Here is a 21162-nt window from a genome sequence, read left to right on the forward strand (position 1 = left end):
TTTTCATACAGAAGCAGTTTAAGTGAGCGAACTTAAAGTGTGTAAAATATAATGATAAAATAAGATGATGAATGAGAAAACGGGTGATGAAGTTGAATAGAGCAATCGGTGTTATCGATTCAGGAGTTGGCGGTTTAACAGTAGCGAAGGAATTAATTCGTCAGTTGCCGAAAGAGCGCATTATATATTTAGGGGATACAGCACGTTGCCCTTATGGTCCACGTTCTCGAGAAGAGGTGCGTCAATTTACGTGGGAAATGACAGAGCATTTACTAGATTTAAATATCAAAATGTTAGTTATTGCGTGTAATACAGCAACTGCGGTTGTATTAGAAGAGATGCAGAAACAATTACCAATTCCAGTGGTAGGAGTTATTCACCCAGGATCACGTACAGCTTTAAAAGTGACAAACACGTATCATGTTGGAATTATTGGAACGATTGGAACGGTGAAAAGTGGTGCATACGAAGAAGCGTTAAAGTCTATTAATAACCGTGTTATGGTAGAAAGTTTAGCGTGTCCGCCTTTCGTTGAGCTTGTAGAGAGTGGCAATTTTGAAAGTGAAATGGCATATGAAGTTGTAAGAGAAACATTGCAACCGCTGAAAAATACTGATATTGATACACTTATTTTAGGTTGTACACATTATCCAATTTTAGGTCCTGTTATTAAAAAAGTAATGGGAGATAAAGTGCAACTAATTAGTTCAGGTGATGAAACAGCGCGTGAAGTGAGTACAATTTTATACCATAGTAAAATGTTGAATGAGGGAGAGGAACAAAGTGATCATCTCTTCTTAACAACAGGAAAAATAGGCCTATTTAAAGAAATTGCATCAAAATGGTTTGGTCAACCGATTGAAAATGTGAAACATATTTATTTAGAAAAAGAATAATAGTAGAATTCATATAAGTGAGCTCCTGAGAAATCAGGAGTTTTTTGTTTATCCCACTGATTAAAGTTTCACTTTATAAGAAGCACAGCTAGTTCTAAAACATGAAACAGCTCGTATACATAATAGTACAAACTTAGATTTTAGGGGGGAATGGCATGCCTAAATCCACTTTTAAATGGGTTGTTGGTGCTACTGTGAGCGCTGTTTTACTAACAGGGTGTGGCTTTATAAATCAGGAGAAAGCAACGGAACAAATTGATCCGCCAAAACAAGTTACGTATACAGAGGGTGGAAAAAAAGAAGTAGCTAAGAAAGATAAGCAAGGACAAACGGTGAATAGAGAACTATACCTTGTTGATAAAAATGGCTATGTTGTACCGCAAACGTTAGCTGTACCTACTTCGAAAGCAAACGAGGTTATGCAGCAAACGTTAGAGTACCTTGTGAAAGATGGACCGGTAACGAATTTATTACCAAATGGGTTCCGTGCAGTAATTCCAGCGAATACATCGATGACCTTAGATTTGAAAAAAGATGGGACGGCAGTCATTGATTTCTCTAAAGAAATGAAAAACTATGCAAAAGAAGAAGAGCGTCAAATTGTTGAGTCAATAGCGTGGACGTTGACGCAATTTAAAGAAGTAAAACAAGTGCAGTTCCAAATAAATGGTGAGAAATTGGCGAAGATGCCTGTTGGTGGTACACCGCTTGGGGAAGGGGTGAGCCGTGCTAATGGTATCAACTTCGATGATGAACAAGTAGCGGATGTAACAAATACAAAACCGGTTACACTTTATTTTATGGCACAAAATAATAATAAACAGCAATACTACGTACCAGTAACACGCCGCGTTGTAGAAGGAAAAGAAAATGATTATGCAGCAATTATAGATGAACTTGTAAAAGGACCGATTCATCAGTCGCTTCTGAATGATTTTAATCCAGGAGTTAAACTGATTACAAATCCGAAATTACAAGATGGAAATCTTACATTAAACTTTAATGAAAATATATTTATAAACCCAGATAAAAATATGGTTTCAAATTACGTATTGAAGTCGTTAGTTTTATCTTTAACAGAAAAGAAAGGCGTGAAAAGAGTTTCTATTGAAGTGAATGGTAAAGCGAATCTTATAGATGAAAAGGGCGGAAAGTTAATAAAACCTGTAGATCGTCCAGAAAACGTGAATACAGGTAGTTTTTAATCGTCAATAATTTGATATACTTAATTAAGTAAGAAAGGGGAATTGCTTTTTGGGTTCTCCTTCTTTTATTGTATACATATCATACATTTAAATTTGGCTATACTAACAAGTAGTTATGAGGAGGTTATTTTTATGCGAGTAGATGGTAGAGAGAAAACAGAATTACGCCATATACATATTCATACGAATTATTTGAAACATCCAGAGGGATCAGTATTAATTGAGGTTGGGGATACAAAGGTAATTTGCTCAGCGACAATTGAAGAGCGTGTCCCACCGTTTATGCGTGGAGAAGGAAAAGGCTGGGTAACAGCTGAATATGCGATGATTCCACGTGCAACAGAACAACGTACAATTAGGGAGTCAAGTAAAGGGAAAGTAACAGGACGTACAATGGAAATCCAGCGTTTAATTGGACGAGCATTACGTGCGGTAGTTGACTTAGAAGCGCTTGGTGAGAGAACGGTTTGGATTGATTGTGACGTTATTCAAGCGGATGGTGGAACGAGAACTGCTTCTATTACAGGTGCATATGTAGCGATGGTATTAGCGTTTGAGAAGTTATTACAAGCAGAAAAAGTATCTAAAATTCCAGTAAAAGATTATTTAGCAGCAACGTCAGTAGGGATTGTTGAAGAGCAAGGTGTTGTTTTAGATTTAAACTATGTAGAAGATTCTAAAGCAGATGTTGATATGAACGTAATTATGACTGGAAAAGGCCAGTTTGTTGAAGTGCAAGGAACTGGAGAAGAAGCGACGTTTAGCAGAGCACAGTTAAATGAATTACTGGATGCTGCGGAACAAGGTATTTTCCAACTGATTGACATGCAAAAAGAAGCGTTAGGTGACATCGTATCTCATATAGAGTAGAGGTGGAAAGTATGAAACAAGTTGTTGTAGCGACAAAAAACATGGGGAAAGTACGTGAATTTGCTGAGTTATTTGAGCGATTTGATTTAGAGGTAAAATCATTACACGATTTTCCTCATATTGAAGAAGTCGAAGAAACTGGTGAAACATTTGAAGAAAATGCGATCTTAAAAGCGGATAGTCTGAGTAGACAGCTGAATGCAATCGTAATTGCGGATGATTCAGGTCTTATTGTAGATGCTTTGAATGGAAAACCAGGTGTGTATTCAGCTCGTTTTGCTGGAGAGCCGAAAGATGATCAAGCGAATATTGATAAAGTTTTACAAGAATTAAATGACGTAGCGTTTGAAAAGCGTAAAGCTCGTTTCTACTGTGCACTAGCAGTGGCTTTCCCTGAAGGTGATAAAAAGCCTGTCATTGTAAACGGGACGTGCGAAGGGTATATTTTAGAACAGCGCCGCGGGGGAAACGGCTTTGGATATGATCCGATTTTTTATGTGGAAGAATATAAAAAAGCGATGGCGGAACTAAGTTCAGATGAGAAGAATGCCATTAGTCACCGCGGACGTGCTCTTCGTAAGTTAGAAGAAAAAATCCCTGAATGGTTTTTAGGAGAATAAGGGAGAGAGATTGATGAAAGCTTTAATCGTAAGCGATAGTCATAGCTCTGTGAAGGAATTACAGCAGTTAAAAGAGAAATATGAAGGGAAAGTAGATATCATGATTCATTGCGGTGATTCAGAGCTAACGCCTGCTCATGAAGAGCTGCAAGGTTTCCATGTCGTAAAAGGAAACTGTGATTATGCTAACTTTCAAGACGAAATTGTAACTGATGTAGATGGCATTCGTTTCGTAGTTGTGCACGGACATCGTCATAACGTGAAAATGACATTACAAACATTAGCGTACCATGCAGAAGAGGTAGGGGCGCAAGTCGCATGCTTCGGACACTCTCACGTATTAGGTGCGGAATTAATAGAAGGCGTATTATTTATTAATCCAGGTAGTATTTTATTACCACGTCAGCGTGTAGAAAAGACATTTGCTTTATTAGAAATGGATGAAAATCAAATGGAAGTTCGTTTTGAAACATTAGACGGACAGCTAGTTGAACAAGCAGTTTTTAAAAGAGGATAAGAAAAATTATCCTCTTTTAAAAAAGGTGTTGACTTTATGTATGGTTATACATATAATAAATATTGTCGATAGGGCAACAGCGCTAACGAAGAAAAATAAAATAACATATGCGGGTGTAGTTTAGTGGTAAAACAAGAGCCTTCCAAGCTCTGGTCGAGAGTTCGATTCTCTTCACCCGCTCCATGTCCCAGTAGCTCAGCCGGATAGAGCATACGCCTTCTAAGCGTACGGTCGGGAGTTCGAATCTCTCCTGGGACGCTAACAAAACCTTGTTATCTTTTGATGACAAGGTTTTTTGTTTGTCTAAAAATTGATGTATGTGCAAGAGGTGCGAAAATACTATAAATGAGATATATGAATTCAATGCATACTTAGTAAGCGTTTATGAAGATACAAACAAAATGCATCGGCAAGAAATCGCATCGGTTAGCGTAACTGGCGTCGGCTCATTCACATTTGAAGAAAATAACGTTTCTAGTACGATTGAGCAGCCGTTATCGAAACTTATCCCCGACAGTGTGTTACAATTAATCGAAGCGGAAAGCGAGGATCTCCAATTGACTGGACGTGTGATTGGACAGTTTAAGAGGGTTGTATAAAAAGGGAGATGGCGCAAAGATGGCGAAATCAAAAGAGAATAATTTAACAGAGAAATTGGCAGAAGGTAAACGAAAATATGGTGACGGCAACTTTACAATACAGAACATCGGTGATGAAACTGATCCGAATTGGACTGTCGTAAAAAATGTGAGGAAGGGATCGGCAGGCATTCGCGAAGAGGAAGATATATTAAGACTGCGATCAAAATATATAAAATAGTACGGAAATGGGCGGGTCGGGAGTTGGAATCTCTCCTGGGATGCTAAGAAAACCTTGTTATCTTTTGATAACAAGGTTTTTTGTTTAGTTATTAATAAATTTTTCAAAGACAAAACCATAATCTTTCACATTATATTGTTTCTTCGTATCAACGAGCCAGTTAAAAGCAATCTCGTTCATTTCTTTAAATTGGTCTGCTAAATTTACTTGTGCGTTTGAAATACGGCTGAAAGCGTTAGATGCCATATCTAAACTTTTATGTGCATACTGCAATGTAATACCGTTGTCGTATGAAATTTCCTCGATTTTAAGTAAAGCTTTATATAAATCTTTTAATTCTTCAATATGTTTTTTATGAACATCAATTGAATAATGCTCATCGCCCATTTGAAACTTAATTTCTACATCTAAATCAATCGTTCCCGCAGTTTCGAGTGCTACGTTTTTAATTGGATATTTACTATAGCTATAGCGGCGAAGTGTACGCTTTTTACTTGTCGCACTTGTACCGTCTAGGTGGATTAATCCTTTGTTTGTGAAGCAGTATTCATCTGACTTTGATTTAATTAGAAAATAAATTTTTTCTCCATCTTCATGCATCACGTAATCATCAGCATCAACTTTATCATAATCTTTCGGTGTAATGACAGAACCTACATCGCTTAGTCCTAATACATCTGCAGCCATTTTTTTAAACATATATAATCCCCCTTGTAAATTAAATTATTAATTATTCAAAAATATTTTAACATGATTTTAATCCGGTGTTTTCCTGTAATACGAAAATATTTGAAGGTAAGTTAAGAAGATTAAAGAATATTATTTTAAAAATATGTAAAAAGGTGCTGAGGGAAAGTGCACCATCATACAAAAATAAAAGGAGATTTAGCGGTTTTAAAGGCTCAAGTGGATTTGTATGAAAAGGGATATATGATTTTAACGCCACAAACGGAACATTCTCCGTTTGATCTTGCAGTGTATAAAGATGGAATGTTTAAGAGGGTACAAGTGAAATATAGAGAATTGAACTCGAGAGGGATTCTTGAAGTTAGATTCCAATCTAGTTATTCTACGGCAAGCGGAGTCGCTACAAAAGAAGTGAATAAATAAGAAATAGATGTGTATTGCGTATATTGTCTTCAAACGGATTCTTGTTATTATTTCAGTCCAAAATTATTTAGTAAATCTATTAGTTTAACAATAGATTCTCCAAAAAATAAACAAGAGAAAAACGTTAATTTTGCAAGTGAGTATAGAGAAATTCCGTGAAAACCTCTCAAGTGATATGAGGTGTTTTTCTATCCTCTTTGAAATCTTACAACTCTGTAAGGTAACTGTAAGGTAGTTCGATGGTAACAACTTGCTAATCCTCTATAATGAAGGTAACAACGATAAAACGAGGAGGAAGAAATAATGAAAGGATTAATCGTAACGGGTTTAACAGTTGCTTTTGGATTTGTGGCGTATGAGAAATTAATGTATGTAGTTGATGTTGTAAAACATTTAATCGCTTAGCAAAAAACAGCCATGAGAGGGAAAGGGAATGAGTGAATGAATGGAATGGTTATTTGGAATTATAGGTACTTGTAGTGTAGTGTTATTGTTCTTTGTCCCGAGTGGTATACTTAGTTTGACAACGAGTATGTTCTTCTTAAGTTTGTTTGCTTGTACGATGCTTATTATTATGTTTTTAATGAAGCGAAGTAAACCAATCTTCTATTTTAGCATGATTGTTATGGCAATCATTGTTCTCCAAATTATTACCCTTGTTATATACCCCACTATTATAAAAGCTTTCCATTAATGATGAATCCTCTGCTTTAATTGCTGAGGGTTTTTGTTTGCGCATTTTTAATTTTTAGTAAGGGTTTGTTTATATTGAAATATAAAAATTAAATATTTTCATATTTCAAACAAAGGGTTTTGGGATGTTGTGTTCTCATTACTCATTTGATATATTTACTTTAAAGATAATTAAAATCTAGAAAAAGAGGCGGACGTATGGATAAAAAAGAAAATACGGTCGTATTGTTTCCGCAGCTATCAGAGCGATATATTGATGAAGGTTTTTTAGCACTGAAAGAGCGGAGATTCGAAGATGCATTGCGCTGCTTTGAAATATTACGTCAGTATAATGCAGAAACGGAACAAACAGAACTAGCTTCGGTTATTTGTTTGTTAGAATTAAAACATATGGAAGAAGCGAAAGACAAATGTGAACAGTTGCTTGAAATGGGAGCTGTATTATTTGGTGATATTCTTGAAACATATGTGACGATTTTAGTTCAAACAAATGATTATGAAGGCGTTATTGAAACCGTCGAAAAAGTTTTGCAAACGAAAGATATAATGCCTGAGCAAAAGGAAAAATTAGCGCAGCTCGCTTTATTTGCAGAAGGTATGTTAAATGAAGTAGATACGTCACTAGTCGATTCGAATTTTGAGTTGGATGAGTTTACTAATGAAATGTTTGGAGAAAACTTTGGGCAAAAGCTAAGAGCGATTCAGCAACTTTCGTTAAAAGACTTGGATCTTGCATTACCTATTTTAAAGAAATTTTTAATAGATGAAAAACAGCACCCTTATTTGAAAACTTCTATTTTGTATAAAATGATAGAAAATCAAATAGAAGAAGAGATAGAGGTAGAAAAGTTTGGGAATACGATCAAGGTAATTCCGGCATTTACGGGTCATAATGAGGAGCAATCCGATAACATTATACATACATTATCAAGCCGATTAGAGCAAAATTATCCCGATATATTTGATGCGATGGTTACATATTGGAAAGAATTGCGAATTAGCATTTTCCCATTCGCTCTATTAATGGATAAAGTGGAAATTTGGGCTGCTGTTTTAGAGAGAATTGGAAGAAAGCGTTTCGGATTGACTATTAATGAAGAAGAGCTTATGACAGCGTATAATATTGAATTAGAAGAGTTTCATATTGCCTATCAATGGTTATTACGTATTGAAAGAGAAGGGTATTTGCCCGTATAATTATGAAAAAGAATCGTTCGGTTCTTGAAACGAGCATATTCTATGTTATAATGTAAGGGTTGCAAAAGGCAGAAATCTGCCTGTTTGTAAGAGAAGAGAAGTGTAATTCTCTTACTTAATATGTTTCATATTATTCTCGAACAAAATATACCGTAGTTGTCTTTTAGGCAATTAGTAGATTGGAACATTATATCTGAAAGCTATTGCTAGAGGATTATTTGTACTTTTGTTATTTCAAAAAAGAGATAATGAAGATTTTAATCTATAGAGGTATGTGCATACATTATTATAGTTGGAGGGAAAGAATAAATGGCTGCAAAATGGGAAAAATTAGAAGGTAACGTAGGCGTTTTAACAATCGAAGTTGATGCTAAAGAAGTAAACAACTCTATCGACGCTGCGTTCAAAAAAGTAGTACAAACAATCAACGTACCAGGTTTCCGTAAAGGAAAAATGCCTCGTCCGTTATTCGAACAACGCTTTGGTATCGAATCTTTATATCAAGATGCTATAGATATCATCTTACCAAAAGCATACGGTGAAGCGATTGATGAAGCTGGTATCTTCCCAGTTGATCATCCTGAAATCAACATCGAGAAGTTCGAAAAAAATGCTAACCTTATCTTCACTGCAAAAGTTACAGTGAAACCTGAAGTTAAATTAGGTGAGTACAAAGGTTTAGCAGTAGAAAAAGTTGAAACAACTGTAACTGACGAAGATGTAGAGAACGAATTAAAATCTTTACAAGAGCGTCAAGCTGAACTAGTTGTTAAAGAAGAAGGAACTGTTGAAAACGGTGATACAGCTGTAATCGACTTCGAAGGTTTCGTTGATGGCGAAGCATTTGAAGGCGGAAAAGGCGAAAACTACTCTCTTGCAATCGGTTCTGGTACATTCATCCCAGGTTTCGAAGAGCAAGTAATTGGTCTTAAATCTGGTGATTCTAAAGAAGTTGAAGTATCATTCCCAGAAGAGTACCACGCTGCTGAATTAGCTGGCAAACCAGCTACATTCAAAGTAACAATTCACGAAATCAAAACAAAAGAACTTCCTGAGTTAAACGACGAGTTCGCTAAAGAAGCAGACGAAGCTGTTGCAACTCTTGATGAATTAAAAACAAAACTTCGTACAAACTTAGAAGAAGGCAAAAAGCACGAAGCTGAGCACAAAGTACGTGACGAAGTAGTAGAATTAGCTGCTGCTAACGCTGAAATCGAAATTCCAGAAGCTATGATCGACACTGAGTTAGATCGTATGGTTCGTGAATTCGAGCAACGTTTAAGCCAACAAGGTATGAACCTTGAGCTTTACTACCAATTCACAGGTACTGACGCTGACAAGTTAAAAGAGCAAATGAAAGAAGACGCTCAAAAACGCGTAAGAATCAACCTTGTTCTTGAAGCTATCATTGAAGCTGAAAACATCGAAGTTACTGAAGAAGAAGTAACTACAGAAGTTGAAAAAATGGCTGAAATGTACGGTATGCCAGTAGACGCTATCAAGCAAGCTCTTGGAAGTGTAGACGCTTTAGCTGAAGATCTTAAAGTGCGTAAAGCTGTAGATTTCTTAGTAGAAAACGCTGCATAATAAAATAACAAGGCACGATTTTAATCGTGCCTTGTTTTATAAATATAGAAATATATTTATAAAACTTTTCGATGAAGAAGGAAAACTTCCTTTGTAGGTCGAATATACATATTTCAAAAGTTTTAAAATTTTTTTATTTGTACATAACTAGTCATATTATTTGTATTTCTCGCCACGTAGTGACATAATATGTATTTACATACGATACATTTATCGTGTACATACGAAGGCAAGAGGTTAGCACTTTGTAAGGGGTGTGAAAATATGTTTAAATTTAATGATGAAAAAGGTCAATTAAAATGTTCTTTCTGTGGTAAAACACAAACGCAAGTTCGAAAGTTAGTTGCAGGTCCAGGTGTTTACATTTGTGACGAGTGTATCGAACTTTGTACTGAAATTGTACAAGAGGAGCTTGCGAAGGACGAAGAAGTAGAATTCAAAGATGTACCGAAACCGGTAGAAATTCGTGAAATCTTAGATGAGTATGTCATCGGACAAGATAACGCGAAAAAAGCACTAGCGGTAGCGGTATATAACCATTACAAACGCATTAATTCTAACAGCAAAATTGATGATGTAGAATTAGCGAAGAGTAATATTTCACTTATTGGGCCAACTGGTAGTGGTAAAACATTATTGGCACAAACATTAGCGCGTATTTTAAATGTTCCATTTGCGATCGCGGACGCAACATCTTTAACAGAAGCTGGATACGTAGGGGAAGATGTAGAAAACATCTTACTAAAATTAATCCAAGCAGCTGATTATGATGTAGAAAAAGCGGAAAAAGGAATCATTTATATTGATGAGATTGATAAAGTGGCACGTAAGTCCGAAAATCCATCAATTACACGTGATGTATCTGGTGAAGGTGTACAGCAGGCACTTCTGAAAATTTTAGAAGGTACTGTGGCAAGCGTTCCACCTCAAGGTGGTCGTAAGCATCCGCACCAAGAGTTCATTCAAATTGATACAACGAACATCTTATTCATCTGTGGTGGAGCGTTTGATGGCATCGAGCCGATTATTAAGCGCCGTCTTGGTGAAAAAGTAATTGGATTTGGTTCTGAGAAGAAAAATGCTGATGTAAATGAGAAGCATGTTTTATCTCACGTATTACCAGAGGACCTTTTACGATTTGGTTTAATTCCAGAGTTTATCGGTCGTCTTCCAGTTATTGCGAACTTAGAGCCGCTTGATGAAGATGCTCTTGTTGATATTTTAACGAAACCGAAAAATGCACTTGTTAAGCAATTCCAAAAACTATTGGAGCTTGACGATGTTGAGTTAGAGTTTGAAGAAGGTGCACTAATTGAAATTGCGAAAAAAGCAATTGAACGTAAAACAGGTGCTCGTGGACTTCGTTCTATTATTGAAGGCTTGATGCTTGATGTAATGTTCGAACTGCCATCTCGCAAAGATATTGAGAAGTGTATTCTTACGAAAGAAACAGTAGCTGATAATGAACCACCAAAATTGGTGTTACAAGACGGTACTGTACTTGATACAAAAACATCTGCATAGTGTGAAGGAGAAACAGCAATTTTTATAATTGCTGTTTTTCTTTATGTTTAGCTATGTTCCTCCGCGGAAATACTAAGTGATAAAACATTGCGGGAGGAAATAAATTATGAGCTGGACAAATATATTTTTACTTGTTCAACTTGTTTTTGGTGTAATTGTCGGATTGTATTTTTGGCATTTACTTCGAAATCAGCGAACACAAAAAGTTTCAATTGATCGGGAATCGAAAAAAGAATTAGAGCAGCTTCGTAAAATGCGTGAGATTTCTTTAACAGAGCCGCTTGCGGAAAAGGTACGCCCTACATCCTTTTTAGATATTGTAGGGCAAGAGGACGGAATTAGGTCGTTAAAAGCGGCTCTTTGTGGTCCGAATCCGCAACATGTAATTATATATGGTCCGCCAGGTGTCGGGAAGACAGCGGCAGCACGTCTTGTATTGGAAGAAGCGAAACGAAATCCGAAATCTCCATTTCGTACGAATGCAACATTTATCGAACTTGATGCGACAACAGCAAGGTTTGATGAACGTGGTATTGCAGACCCATTAATTGGCTCAGTCCATGATCCGATTTATCAAGGGGCAGGTGCAATGGGACAAGCGGGTATCCCGCAGCCAAAAAAAGGGGCTGTAACAGATGCGCATGGTGGTATTTTATTCATTGATGAGATTGGTGAATTACATCCAATTCAAATGAACAAAATGTTAAAGGTGTTAGAAGATCGGAAAGTATTTTTGGAAAGTGCGTACTATAGTGAAGAAAATTCGATGATTCCAACGTATATACATGATATTTTTCAAAAAGGTTTGCCAGCAGATTTTCGCTTAGTTGGGGCGACGACACGTTCGCCAGAGGAGATTCCTCCTGCTATTCGGTCACGCTGTTTAGAAGTGTTTTTCCGTGAGTTAGATACAGAAGAGATTCAAAAAGTAGCGAAGAATGCAGCTGATAAAGTGGAAATGCAAGTAGGTGAGAACGGTATTGAAATGATCGGAATGTATGCAAGAAATGGTCGAGAAGCGATTAACCTTGTACAAATTTCTGCTGGTATGGCAATAAATGAAGAACGTCCTTTCATTAAAGATGAAGATATAGAGTGGGTTGTTCACTCTAGTCAACTTACACCGAAATATGAAAAACGTATTTATCCTATTCCAAGAATCGGTCTTGTAAATGGACTTGCTGTATACGGACCAAATACAGGCGCATTATTAGAAATTGAAGTAACAGCAATCAAGGCGAAAGATAAAGGATCGGTAAATGTTACCGGAATTGTTGAAGAGGAAAGTATTGGTAGTCAAACGAAATCCATTCGCCGTAAAAGTATGGCAAAAGGTTCTGTAGATAATGTATTAACAGTACTTCGTTCTTTAGATGTGTTGCCAGAAGGGTACGATATACATATTAATTTTCCAGGTGGTATCCCAATTGATGGGCCTTCCGCAGGTATTGCTATGGCAACGGGTGTATATTCAGCAGTGCATCGTACATATGTGAATAATGAAGTAGCGATGACTGGTGAGATAAGTATACACGGGGAAGTGAAACCGATTGGTGGTGTGTACGCAAAAATCAAAGCTGCGAAAAAAGCAGGTGCGAAGAAAGTCATCATTCCTGCTGAAAACATGCAACCGTTTTTGTACACAATAAAAGGAATTGAAATCATTCCTGTTCGTAAGTTAAAAGAAGTATTTGAGCTAACATTTATGCAGGAAAATATGCATCGAGAGCTAGATATACATACTAGTGTAGATGAAACAGATGCACAATCAATGTAAGAATGAACGATAATAAAATTTGCCAGACTTCGTTTAAGTTTGTATGCTTAAGCGGAGTCTTTTTTCCTTTTTAAAAGGGAGAAAAAACGTGGGATTTACAATTGCGGAAAATCTCTGCAATTGCATCTAGATGTATTGTAATATAAAATAGTTGAACAGGAGTTTAATTTATTATGGAGGTGCTATGTCTAGTATGAATACGAATGAAAGAATCGTACCCCTCCTACCATTAAGAGGCGTTCTCGTATATCCAACGATGGTTCTGCATCTTGATGTAGGACGTGATAAATCGATACAAGCACTAGAGCAGGCGGCAATGGATGAAAATATCATCTTTTTAGCGATGCAAAAAGAAATGAATATCGATGATCCGAAAGAAGATGACATATATAGTGTAGGTACAGTGGCGAAAGTGAAGCAAATGTTAAAATTGCCGAACGGAACGCTTCGTGTCCTTGTAGAAGGTTTACATAGAGCTGAAGTAGTAGAGTTTATCGAAGAAGAAAATGTAGTGCAAGTTTCTATCAAAACGGTAACGGAAGAAGTGGAAGATGATCTAGAAGAGAAAGCTCTTATGCGTACATTACTCGAGCATTTCGAACAATATATTAAAGTTTCGAAAAAAGTTTCAAATGAAACATTTGCAACGGTAGCTGATGTAGAAGAGCCAGGAAGATTAGCTGATTTAATTGCTTCTCACTTGCCGATTAAAACGAAGCAGAAACAAGAAATCTTAGAGATTGTATCTGTGAAGGAACGATTACATACACTTATTTCAATTATTCAAGATGAACAAGAGTTACTTAGTTTAGAAAAGAAAATTGGACAAAAAGTGAAACGTTCAATGGAGCGCACGCAAAAAGAATACTTCTTACGTGAGCAAATGAAGGCGATTCAAACTGAACTTGGCGATAAAGAAGGTAAGGGCGGGGAAGTTGAAGAACTTCGTGAGAAAATTGAACAGTCAGGAATGCCTGAAGAAACAATGAAGGCTGCACTGAAAGAATTAGACCGTTATGAAAAGTTACCAGCAAGTTCTGCGGAGAGCGGTGTTATTCGCAATTATATGGATTGGTTATTAGCTCTTCCGTGGACAGAAGCGACAGAAGATATGATTGATCTTGCTCATTCGGAAGAGATTTTAAACAAAGATCATTACGGTCTTGAGAAAGTGAAAGAGCGCGTACTTGAATATTTAGCTGTACAGAAGTTAACGAATTCATTAAAAGGACCTATCCTTTGCTTAGTAGGACCTCCTGGGGTCGGGAAAACTTCGTTAGCGCGTTCGATTGCAACATCATTAAATCGTAATTTTGTCCGTGTATCCCTTGGTGGTGTACGTGATGAATCGGAAATCCGTGGTCACCGTCGTACGTACGTTGGAGCGATGCCAGGACGCATTATTCAAGGTATGAAAAAGGCGAAAACAGTTAATCCAGTCTTTTTATTAGATGAGATTGATAAAATGTCTAACGACTTCCGTGGAGATCCATCAGCGGCATTACTTGAAGTGTTAGACCCAGAACAAAACCATAACTTCAGTGATCATTACATTGAAGAACCGTATGATCTATCGAAAGTTATGTTTGTAGCAACTGCGAATACACTTTCAAGTGTTCCAGGTCCGCTGCTTGACCGTATGGAAATTATTTCGATTGCTGGCTATACAGAACTTGAAAAAGTTCACATTGCCCGTGAACATTTATTGCCGAAACAATTAAAAGAGCATGGCTTACGAAAAGGTAATTTACAAGTACGTGATGAAGCACTTCTTGAAATTATTCGTTATTATACACGTGAGGCTGGTGTTCGTACGCTAGAGCGTCAAATCGCAAAAGTTTGTCGTAAAGCAGCAAAAATTATCGTTACAGCAGAACGCAAGCGTATTGTAGTAACAGAGAAAAACATTGTTGATTTACTTGGTAAGCACATATTCCGTTATGGGCAAGCCGAAAAAACAGACCAAGTTGGTATGGCGACAGGGTTAGCGTATACAGCAGCAGGCGGTGATACACTTGCGATTGAAGTGTCTGTAGCGCTTGGTAAAGGGAAATTAATTTTAACAGGTAAACTTGGGGATGTTATGAAAGAATCCGCACAAGCAGCGTTTAGCTATATTCGTTCTCGTGCAGAAGAGCTTCAGATTGATCCGAATTTCCATGAGAAAAATGATATTCATATTCATGTTCCAGAAGGAGCAGTTCCAAAAGATGGACCATCAGCAGGTATTACGATGGCAACGGCACTTATTTCTGCACTAACAGGTATTCCTGTAAGTAAAGAAGTGGGGATGACAGGTGAAATTACACTTCGTGGTCGTGTATTACCAATTGGTGGTTTAAAAGAAAAAACATTAAGTGCTCACCGCGCAGGCTTAACAAAAATTATTTTGCCAGCAGAAAACGAGAAAGATTTAGATGATATTCCAGAAAGCGTAAAAGAAAACCTTACGTTTGTGCTTGCATCTCATTTAGATGAAGTATTGGAGCACGCATTAGTAGGAGTGAAACAATGAAAGTAACAAAAGCAGATATTGTAATTAGTGCTGTTAAACCAGAACAATATCCAGACAGTGATTTACCAGAAATTGCATTAGCAGGTCGTTCAAATGTCGGGAAGTCTTCCTTTATTAATAAAATTTTAAATCGTAAAAAGTTAGTACGTATTTCTTCTAAACCAGGGAAAACGCAAACGTTGAACTTTTTCTTAATCAATGAGATGATGCATTTTGTTGACGTTCCAGGTTATGGCTATGCGAAAGTATCTAAAACAGAGCGCGCAGCATGGGGCAAGATGATTGAGACTTACTTTACAACACGTGAGCAATTAGACGCAGCTGTATTAGTAGTTGATTTACGTCACCAACCAACAAATGATGACGTGATGATGTATGATTTCTTAAAGCATTATGAAATCCCAACAATTATTATTGCGACGAAAGCCGATAAAATTCCGAAAGGGAAATGGCAAAAGCATTTAAAAGTTGTAAAAGAAACGCTTGCTGTTGAAATTGGCGATGAAATCGTTCTATTCTCTTCTGAAACAGGACTTGGAAAAGAAGAAGCGTGGAAGGCAATTCATAGAATGACAAAAACAAAAAACGCGTGACGAATGTCGCGCGTTTTTTTTATTTACTAAATTCTTTTATCTTACGTTTAACGTAACCTCAATATTACCTCTTGTTGCTTTCGAATAAGGACATACACCGTGAGCAGCTTCTACAAGTTCTTGTGCTTCAGCGTGAGAAACGCCAGCAACGTGTACGTCAAGTACAGCAGATAGGCCAAAACCACCATCTGTATCTTTTCCGATAGAAACGTGAGCAGTTACTTCTGTACTTTCTACTTTCACGCGTTTTGTACGAATGACAAGTTGTAATGCACTATCAAAACAAGCGGCATAACCAGCAGCAAATAGTTGTTCTGGATTTGTTGCCTCTCCGCCTGCACCACCTAGTGCTTTCGGCATTTTTACATCAAGATTTAATATGCCATCATCTGAAACTACTTTTCCGTTTCTTCCACCTGTAGCAGTTACTGAAGCAGTATATAATTTATCCATGTTTATTCCCCTTTTCTATCATTTATTGTTTTCATTGTTTCAATTAGTTTATTTAATTGAATTAATAAAGAACGATATTCTTGTTCTGTAATTCCTAAATTTGTTGCCATTGTTGTCGGCAATGAACAAGCCTTTTCTTTTAAATCTTTACCTTGTTCTGTTAATTCAATACAAACTTTGCGCTCATCTTCTTTGGAACGAACGCGTTTTACAAGTTTTAATGATTCCATTCGTTTTAACATAGGTGTTAACGTACCGGAATCTAAAAATAGACGTTCTCCAATTTCTTTTACTGTTAGTCCATCTTGCTCCCATAGTACGAGTAAAGTAATGTACTGGGGATACGTAATACCCATCTTTTCTAAATATGGTCGATAAAAGCGGGTCACTTCTTTAGAACAGGCGTAAATAGAAAAACAAAGTTGGTTATCTAGATGTAAAGAATTCTTTGTCATACATAACTCCCTTCTTATTAAGTTGTGCACAATTTAATTTCGTAAAACCAATATAACGAAAAAGAAATACAATGTCAAATACATTGTATTGAGAAAGTTTGTGCTACAATTTGGAACAATCATACATATTTTCCTTCATGATGAAAGAAGATAGGAAAGATGATGTTATAATTCATATGGAATAGTTTCCATCACTTGATTATGAGGGCTTTTTTTGGTAACGTACAAATAGAGTTATTAATTTATAATCATTATAAAGTAGAAAGTCTTTATTAGTTTTACTGAATCTCCTTTATTACATACGGAGAATAAATAAAAAATAATCGGTTGTTCACACGATTGTCAGATTCATAAGAGGAAAGTTGTATTATGATAGTAGATAAAGTGATAAAACGGGTGAAGGGGGACATGCTGCGTGCATATTCTTGTTGTTAGTGTAAATTATCGAACAGCCCCTGTAGAATTTCGTGAGAAACTCACATTTCAGGCAGCAGAGTTAGAGCAAGCAATGACTACATTACAAAATCAAAAGAGCGTGTTAGAGAATGTCATTGTATCAACTTGTAATCGCACTGAGATTTATGCTGTTGTCGATCAATTACACACGGGACGGTATTATATTAAGAAGTTTTTAGCTGATTGGTTTCAGCTTGAAATAGAAGAAGTCGCGCCATATTTAACTATTTTTGAACAAGATGGTGCAATAGATCATTTATTCCGCGTGACGTGCGGTTTAGATTCTATGGTAGTTGGAGAAACACAGATTTTAGGCCAAATAAAAGATAGCTTTTTAGAAGCGCAACAAGTAAAAGCGACAGGCACAATTTTTAATGAGTTGTTTAAGCAGGTGGTTACGTTAGCGAAACGTGCGCACTCAGAAACGACGATTGGTGAAAGCGCGATGTCTGTTAGCTATGCTGCTGTTGAGCTCGGAAAGAAAATATTTGGTGAGTTAACAGATTGTCATGTGCTTATTCTTGGTGCTGGTAAGATGGGTGAACTGGCACTGCAAAACTTATATGGAAGCGGTGCTCGAAAAGTAACAGTCATGAATAGGACGTTTACGAAAGCGGAAGTAATGGCTGAGAAATATATGGGACATGCAAAGCCTTTAAGTGAATTACAATGTGCATTATTAGAAGCAGATATTTTAATTAGTTCAACTGGTGCATCTGAGTATGTCATTACGAAAGAGATGATGACAAAGGTAGAGAAAATGCGCTCTGGTCGTCCTTTATTTATGGTTGATATTGCAGTGCCACGTGATATTGATCCAGCGATTGATGAGCTAGAAGGTTCTTTCTTATATGACATTGATGATTTGCAAGGAGTAGTGGAAGCAAATCGTGCTGAGCGTTTGAAAGAAGCGGAGAAAATTCAATTTATGATTGAAGAGGAAATTGTTTTATTTAAAACATGGTTAAGTACACTTGGTGTTGTTCCGTTAATAGCAGCTCTTCGTGATAAGGCACTTGCTATCCAAAGTGAAACGATGGAAAGCTTGGAACGAAAAATACCGAATCTTAGTGATCGTGAGAGAAAAGTAATTAGTAAGCATACGAAAAGTATTATTAATCAATTATTAAAAGACCCAATTTTAGTAGCGAAAGAAATAGCTGCTGAAGAGGGAGCAGACGAAAAATTAGCGTTATTTGCAAAGATTTTCGACTTAGAAACGGAAGATGTAGAGAGTTGTGCGGAAGAAGTAGAACATAAAAGAGCGTGGACACCATCCGTTCCATCTTTATAATTTGGAAGGATGATCGGATGAGTTTTTTAAATAACAGTATTATTTATCATATTGCAATTATTTTATATGCTTGCAGCATTAGTTTATATTTTATAGATTATTTCCAAAGTAACCGAAAGGCGAACCGATTTGCTTTTTGGTTACTTTCGATTGTATGGGTTCTGCAGTCTATCTTTATGTTACTTCGGGCTACAGATTCAGAAACGAACCCTATATTAACTTTATTATCAGGGATTTATTTTTATGTTTGGCTATTGATTACGATGTCGTTAGTCATTAATCGATTTATGAGAATTGACTTTCTAGTCTTTTTTACAAATGTTGTCGCATTTGGCGTAAGCGCTTTTTCTATTTTTACACCGCTCGGAAAGATGTCGCCGGTACTGGCAGAGCAATTAGTTTCAGAACTTGTATATGTACATGTCGGTATGGCTATTATTTCTTATGCAACTTTTACTGTATCGTTCATTTTTTCTATTATGTATTTATTGCAATATCGCCTATTAAAAAAGAAGAAATGGAATGCGAGATTAAGAAGGTTAGGGAATTTACCGAAACTAGAATCGATGTCTTACGGATTAAATTTATTTTCTGTTCCATTTTTCTTATTAGCTATTTTATTAGGATGCATATGGGGATATACGAAATTGGACAATTTCCATTGGTATGATACGAAAGTGATCGGATCTTTTGTCGTTCTATTTGTATATTGTGCTGGCCTATATTTACGAGTGGCAGATGTGTTGCAAGGGAAGAAAATCGTCCAGTGGAACATCGGAGCATTTCTCGTAATGCTAATCAATATTTTTCTATTAAGCAGTTTATCCAACTTCCACTTTTGGTATTTATAATGAGGAGAGAGAATTATGCGCAAAATTATTGTAGGGTCACGAAAGAGTAAATTAGCATTAACGCAAACAAACTGGTTTATTGATCAGTTAAAAGCACTAGGTTTACCATATGAATTTGAAGTGAAAGAAATCGTCACAAAAGGTGATGTTATTTTAGATGTTACTCTTTCAAAAGTAGGCGGAAAAGGCTTGTTTGTGAAAGAGATTGAACATGCGTTACTTACGAAAGAAATCGATATGGCTGTACATAGTATGAAAGATATGCCGGCCGTACTTCCAGAAGGATTAATGATTGGTTGTACACCGAAGCGTGTTGACCCTCGTGATGCTTTTATCTCAAAAAGCGGAGCATCGTTTAAAGAGTTAGCAGAAGGTGCTATTTTAGGTACGAGTAGTTTAAGACGCAGTGCACAATTATTAGCTGCGAGACCAGATTTACAAGTGAAGTGGATTCGTGGAAATATCGATACACGTTTACGTAAATTACAAGAAGAAGATTACGATGCAATTATTTTAGCAACAGCTGGATTACAAAGAATGGGCTGGGATAATGAAGTTATTACAGAACATTTAGATGAAACGTTATGCGTACCCGCTGTAGGGCAAGGTGCATTAGCGATTGAGTGCCGTGAGGATGATAAGGACCTACTACAGTTGTTAGCGCATATGAATGATGCAGTAACAGAAAGAACAGTGGCAGCAGAACGAGTATTTCTTCATAAACTCGAAGGGGGATGCCAAGTTCCGATCGCTGGATATGCTACTCTTACAGAAAACGATGCAATCGAATTAACGGCTCTTGTCGGTTCTATGGACGGTTCTGTTTTATTGAAAGAGACAGTAGTAGGCATGAATCCAAGAGAAGTAGGACTAGAGGCTGCGGACCGTTTAATTAAACAAGGCGCAAAAGAACTCATCCTTGCTGCAAATAAGGGGCAACAATAAATATGAACGCTCTCGCTGGCAAAACGGTATTAATTACACGTGCCCAGCATCAAGCAAAACAAATGAGTGTAGCGGTGAAAGAAAAGAGCGGAATTCCATTGGAAATTCCGCTTTTGCGTATGGAAGGTATGTCTCATAGGCGAATTCAACATATAGCAGGTCAGCTGCATTCGTATGACTGGGTTATTTTTACGAGTAAAAATGGGGTAGCTTTTTTTCTAGATAGTTTGAGAAAGAAGCTACCCGCAAAGACTAAAATTGCTGCAGTAGGCGTGAAAACAAGGTTGGAGTTAGAAAAGCGGGGCTATGAAGTGGACTTCGTTCCAACTTCATTTGTTGCAGAAGTATTTGCAGAAGAGTTTGTAAAAAGACTAAGTGGAAACGAGTGCATTTTATTTCCGAAAGGGAATTTAGGAAGAGATGTAATTCCAGTTGCACTTCGCGAAATGGGTGTTTCTCTAGATGAGCTAATCGTATATAGTACGAAAGAGAATGTAGAGAGAAGGCAAGAACTTATAGTAGCGTTGAAGTTAGGGAAAGTAGACATTATTACATTTACGAGCCCTTCAACTGTTACTAGTTTTGTTCGTTTACTCGAGGGTACAAACTGGAGAGAATGGACAAAAAAATGTACAATTGCTTGTATAGGGCCTATTACGGAAAAAGAGGCAAGCCTTTATTTTCCGCATATTATTATGCCGAAAGAGTACACGGTAGAAGCATTACTACACTGCATTTGTGAATCTATAAAGTGAAACTTTAATTAGTAGGGTCTTACTGCCCGC

At 36.9% G+C, this 21162-nt stretch carries 21 protein-coding genes, 2 tRNA genes and 1 pseudogene; 21 read left to right on the forward strand and 3 right to left on the reverse strand.

Annotation, left to right across the window (positions count from 1 at the left end; all coding sequences use genetic code 11):
* The first annotated feature begins 86 nt into the window (after positions 1-86).
* The 9 genes from racE to KVT31_RS01095 all read left to right on the forward strand — a co-directional run bounded on the left by racE (position 87) and on the right by KVT31_RS01095 (position 4927).
* Positions 87-896, forward strand: coding sequence for a glutamate racemase (gene racE, locus KVT31_RS01055; protein ID WP_000774001.1), 810 nt, complete (start codon positions 87-89; stop codon positions 894-896).
* 155 nt (positions 897-1051) lie between these two features.
* Entirely contained in the window at positions 1052-2101 is a 1050-nt protein-coding gene (gene gerM / locus KVT31_RS01060; RefSeq protein WP_088097900.1) for a spore germination protein GerM, read from the forward strand.
* Positions 2102-2233: 132 nt separating this feature from the next.
* Positions 2234-2971 (forward strand): ribonuclease PH, encoded by a 738-nt coding sequence (gene rph, locus KVT31_RS01065; RefSeq protein ID WP_016118680.1) that lies wholly within the window; start codon positions 2234-2236, stop codon positions 2969-2971.
* Positions 2972-2982: 11 nt separating this feature from the next.
* Entirely contained in the window at positions 2983-3591 is a 609-nt protein-coding gene (locus KVT31_RS01070; protein ID WP_140392556.1) for an XTP/dITP diphosphatase, read from the forward strand.
* A 13-nt stretch (positions 3592-3604) separates the two neighbouring features.
* Positions 3605-4108 (forward strand): metallophosphoesterase, encoded by a 504-nt coding sequence (locus KVT31_RS01075; protein ID WP_088097898.1) that lies wholly within the window; start codon positions 3605-3607, stop codon positions 4106-4108.
* A gap of 109 nt (positions 4109-4217) precedes the next feature.
* Positions 4218-4291: transfer RNA gene (locus tag KVT31_RS01080), tRNA-Gly, on the forward strand.
* A 1-nt stretch (position 4292) separates the two neighbouring features.
* A tRNA-Arg gene (locus KVT31_RS01085) sits at positions 4293-4366 on the forward strand.
* 143 nt (positions 4367-4509) lie between these two features.
* Positions 4510-4707, forward strand: coding sequence for a hypothetical protein (locus tag KVT31_RS01090; RefSeq protein ID WP_088097897.1), 198 nt, complete (start codon positions 4510-4512; stop codon positions 4705-4707).
* A 19-nt stretch (positions 4708-4726) separates the two neighbouring features.
* Positions 4727-4927 (forward strand): cytoplasmic protein, encoded by a 201-nt coding sequence (locus KVT31_RS01095; protein ID WP_088098194.1) that lies wholly within the window; start codon positions 4727-4729, stop codon positions 4925-4927.
* 84 nt (positions 4928-5011) lie between these two features.
* Here the strand turns inward: KVT31_RS01095 and KVT31_RS01100 are convergent, their stop codons facing one another.
* On the reverse strand, positions 5012-5626 hold the full coding sequence (locus KVT31_RS01100; RefSeq protein WP_088097896.1) for a PH domain-containing protein: 615 nt from the start codon (positions 5624-5626) through the stop codon (positions 5012-5014).
* Between the two features lie 156 nt (positions 5627-5782).
* On the opposite strand from KVT31_RS01100, the pseudogene KVT31_RS01105 reads away from it, so the two are divergent.
* The 8 genes and pseudogenes from KVT31_RS01105 (at position 5783) to ysxC (ending at position 15923) form a co-directional block, all read left to right on the forward strand.
* A pseudogene (locus tag KVT31_RS01105) lies at positions 5783-6196 on the forward strand (group I intron-associated PD-(D/E)XK endonuclease).
* A gap of 286 nt (positions 6197-6482) precedes the next feature.
* Positions 6483-6731 carry a hypothetical protein gene (locus KVT31_RS01110; RefSeq protein WP_088097895.1) on the forward strand — a complete coding sequence of 83 codons (249 nt, stop codon included), beginning with the start codon at positions 6483-6485 and terminating at the stop codon, positions 6729-6731.
* A gap of 197 nt (positions 6732-6928) precedes the next feature.
* Entirely contained in the window at positions 6929-7927 is a 999-nt protein-coding gene (locus KVT31_RS01115) for a hypothetical protein (protein WP_088097894.1), read from the forward strand.
* A 309-nt stretch (positions 7928-8236) separates the two neighbouring features.
* Complete coding sequence (gene tig, locus KVT31_RS01120) at positions 8237-9514, forward strand: trigger factor (protein WP_088097893.1); 1278 nt, start codon at positions 8237-8239, stop codon at positions 9512-9514.
* A 264-nt stretch (positions 9515-9778) separates the two neighbouring features.
* The gene (gene clpX / locus KVT31_RS01125) at positions 9779-11038 is read left to right on the forward strand and encodes an ATP-dependent protease ATP-binding subunit ClpX (RefSeq protein WP_000472286.1); all 1260 of its coding nucleotides are present in this window, start codon (positions 9779-9781) and stop codon (positions 11036-11038) included.
* A gap of 106 nt (positions 11039-11144) precedes the next feature.
* Entirely contained in the window at positions 11145-12815 is a 1671-nt protein-coding gene (lonB, locus tag KVT31_RS01130; RefSeq protein WP_140392555.1) for an ATP-dependent protease LonB, read from the forward strand.
* Positions 12816-12999: 184 nt separating this feature from the next.
* Positions 13000-15330 carry an endopeptidase La gene (gene lon, locus KVT31_RS01135; protein WP_217613508.1) on the forward strand — a complete coding sequence of 777 codons (2331 nt, stop codon included), beginning with the start codon at positions 13000-13002 and terminating at the stop codon, positions 15328-15330.
* Complete coding sequence (gene ysxC / locus KVT31_RS01140; protein WP_000869124.1) at positions 15327-15923, forward strand: ribosome biogenesis GTP-binding protein YsxC; 597 nt, start codon at positions 15327-15329, stop codon at positions 15921-15923. Before lon ends, ysxC begins: the two co-directional genes overlap by 4 nt.
* A 36-nt stretch (positions 15924-15959) precedes the next feature.
* Here the strand turns inward: ysxC and KVT31_RS01145 are convergent, their stop codons facing one another.
* Both KVT31_RS01145 and KVT31_RS01150 read right to left on the reverse strand, forming a co-directional pair.
* Complete coding sequence (locus KVT31_RS01145) at positions 15960-16376, reverse strand: organic hydroperoxide resistance protein (RefSeq protein ID WP_000359777.1); 417 nt, start codon at positions 16374-16376, stop codon at positions 15960-15962.
* A gap of 2 nt (positions 16377-16378) precedes the next feature.
* The gene (locus KVT31_RS01150) at positions 16379-16831 is read right to left on the reverse strand and encodes a MarR family winged helix-turn-helix transcriptional regulator (protein WP_088097890.1); all 453 of its coding nucleotides are present in this window, start codon (positions 16829-16831) and stop codon (positions 16379-16381) included.
* 415 nt (positions 16832-17246) lie between these two features.
* On the opposite strand from KVT31_RS01150, the gene hemA reads away from it, so the two are divergent.
* Genes hemA through hemD form a run of 4 tightly spaced genes read left to right on the forward strand, consistent with a single transcriptional unit; the run spans position 17247 to position 21132 of the window.
* Positions 17247-18581 (forward strand): glutamyl-tRNA reductase, encoded by a 1335-nt coding sequence (gene hemA, locus KVT31_RS01155; protein WP_088097889.1) that lies wholly within the window; start codon positions 17247-17249, stop codon positions 18579-18581.
* Between the two features lie 17 nt (positions 18582-18598).
* Positions 18599-19432, forward strand: a complete 834-nt coding sequence (locus KVT31_RS01160; RefSeq protein ID WP_000008998.1) for a cytochrome c biogenesis protein — start codon at positions 18599-18601, stop codon at positions 19430-19432.
* A 15-nt stretch (positions 19433-19447) separates the two neighbouring features.
* Positions 19448-20377, forward strand: coding sequence for a hydroxymethylbilane synthase (gene hemC / locus KVT31_RS01165; RefSeq protein WP_088097888.1), 930 nt, complete (start codon positions 19448-19450; stop codon positions 20375-20377).
* A 2-nt stretch (positions 20378-20379) separates the two neighbouring features.
* Positions 20380-21132: a uroporphyrinogen-III synthase gene (gene hemD, locus KVT31_RS01170; RefSeq protein ID WP_088097887.1), complete on the forward strand. Its 753-nt coding sequence runs from the start codon at positions 20380-20382 to the stop codon at positions 21130-21132.
* Positions 21133-21162: the final 30 nt, after the last annotated feature.

The sequence above is a fragment of the Bacillus sp. GbtcB14 genome, from assembly GCF_019091205.1.
GTDB classification, from domain to species: Bacteria; Bacillota; Bacilli; order Bacillales; family Bacillaceae_G; genus Bacillus_A; species Bacillus_A cereus_AG.

What these genes read in the sequence shown, in the direction of transcription:
- tig (WP_088097893.1), top strand. Translation starts at nt 8,237, where the DNA reads ATGGCTGCAAAATGGGAAAAATTAGAAGGTAACGTAGGCGTTTTAACA.
- rph (WP_016118680.1), top strand. Translation starts at nt 2,234, where the DNA reads ATGCGAGTAGATGGTAGAGAGAAAACAGAATTACGCCATATACATATT.
- KVT31_RS01160 (WP_000008998.1), top strand. Translation starts at nt 18,599, where the DNA reads ATGAGTTTTTTAAATAACAGTATTATTTATCATATTGCAATTATTTTA.
- hemC (WP_088097888.1), top strand. Translation starts at nt 19,448, where the DNA reads ATGCGCAAAATTATTGTAGGGTCACGAAAGAGTAAATTAGCATTAACG.
- KVT31_RS01110 (WP_088097895.1), top strand. Translation starts at nt 6,483, where the DNA reads ATGGAATGGTTATTTGGAATTATAGGTACTTGTAGTGTAGTGTTATTG.
- racE (WP_000774001.1), top strand. Translation starts at nt 87, where the DNA reads ATGAAGTTGAATAGAGCAATCGGTGTTATCGATTCAGGAGTTGGCGGT.
- hemD (WP_088097887.1), top strand. Translation starts at nt 20,380, where the DNA reads ATGAACGCTCTCGCTGGCAAAACGGTATTAATTACACGTGCCCAGCAT.
- lonB (WP_140392555.1), top strand. Translation starts at nt 11,145, where the DNA reads ATGAGCTGGACAAATATATTTTTACTTGTTCAACTTGTTTTTGGTGTA.
- KVT31_RS01070 (WP_140392556.1), top strand. Translation starts at nt 2,983, where the DNA reads ATGAAACAAGTTGTTGTAGCGACAAAAAACATGGGGAAAGTACGTGAA.
- KVT31_RS01075 (WP_088097898.1), top strand. Translation starts at nt 3,605, where the DNA reads ATGAAAGCTTTAATCGTAAGCGATAGTCATAGCTCTGTGAAGGAATTA.
- KVT31_RS01090 (WP_088097897.1), top strand. Translation starts at nt 4,510, where the DNA reads ATGCATCGGCAAGAAATCGCATCGGTTAGCGTAACTGGCGTCGGCTCA.
- ysxC (WP_000869124.1), top strand. Translation starts at nt 15,327, where the DNA reads ATGAAAGTAACAAAAGCAGATATTGTAATTAGTGCTGTTAAACCAGAA.
- lon (WP_217613508.1), top strand. Translation starts at nt 13,000, where the DNA reads ATGTCTAGTATGAATACGAATGAAAGAATCGTACCCCTCCTACCATTA.
- gerM (WP_088097900.1), top strand. Translation starts at nt 1,052, where the DNA reads ATGCCTAAATCCACTTTTAAATGGGTTGTTGGTGCTACTGTGAGCGCT.
- KVT31_RS01100 (WP_088097896.1), bottom strand. Translation starts at nt 5,626, where the DNA reads ATGTTTAAAAAAATGGCTGCAGATGTATTAGGACTAAGCGATGTAGGT.
- KVT31_RS01145 (WP_000359777.1), bottom strand. Translation starts at nt 16,376, where the DNA reads ATGGATAAATTATATACTGCTTCAGTAACTGCTACAGGTGGAAGAAAC.
- KVT31_RS01150 (WP_088097890.1), bottom strand. Translation starts at nt 16,831, where the DNA reads ATGACAAAGAATTCTTTACATCTAGATAACCAACTTTGTTTTTCTATT.
- KVT31_RS01115 (WP_088097894.1), top strand. Translation starts at nt 6,929, where the DNA reads ATGGATAAAAAAGAAAATACGGTCGTATTGTTTCCGCAGCTATCAGAG.
- clpX (WP_000472286.1), top strand. Translation starts at nt 9,779, where the DNA reads ATGTTTAAATTTAATGATGAAAAAGGTCAATTAAAATGTTCTTTCTGT.
- KVT31_RS01095 (WP_088098194.1), top strand. Translation starts at nt 4,727, where the DNA reads ATGGCGAAATCAAAAGAGAATAATTTAACAGAGAAATTGGCAGAAGGT.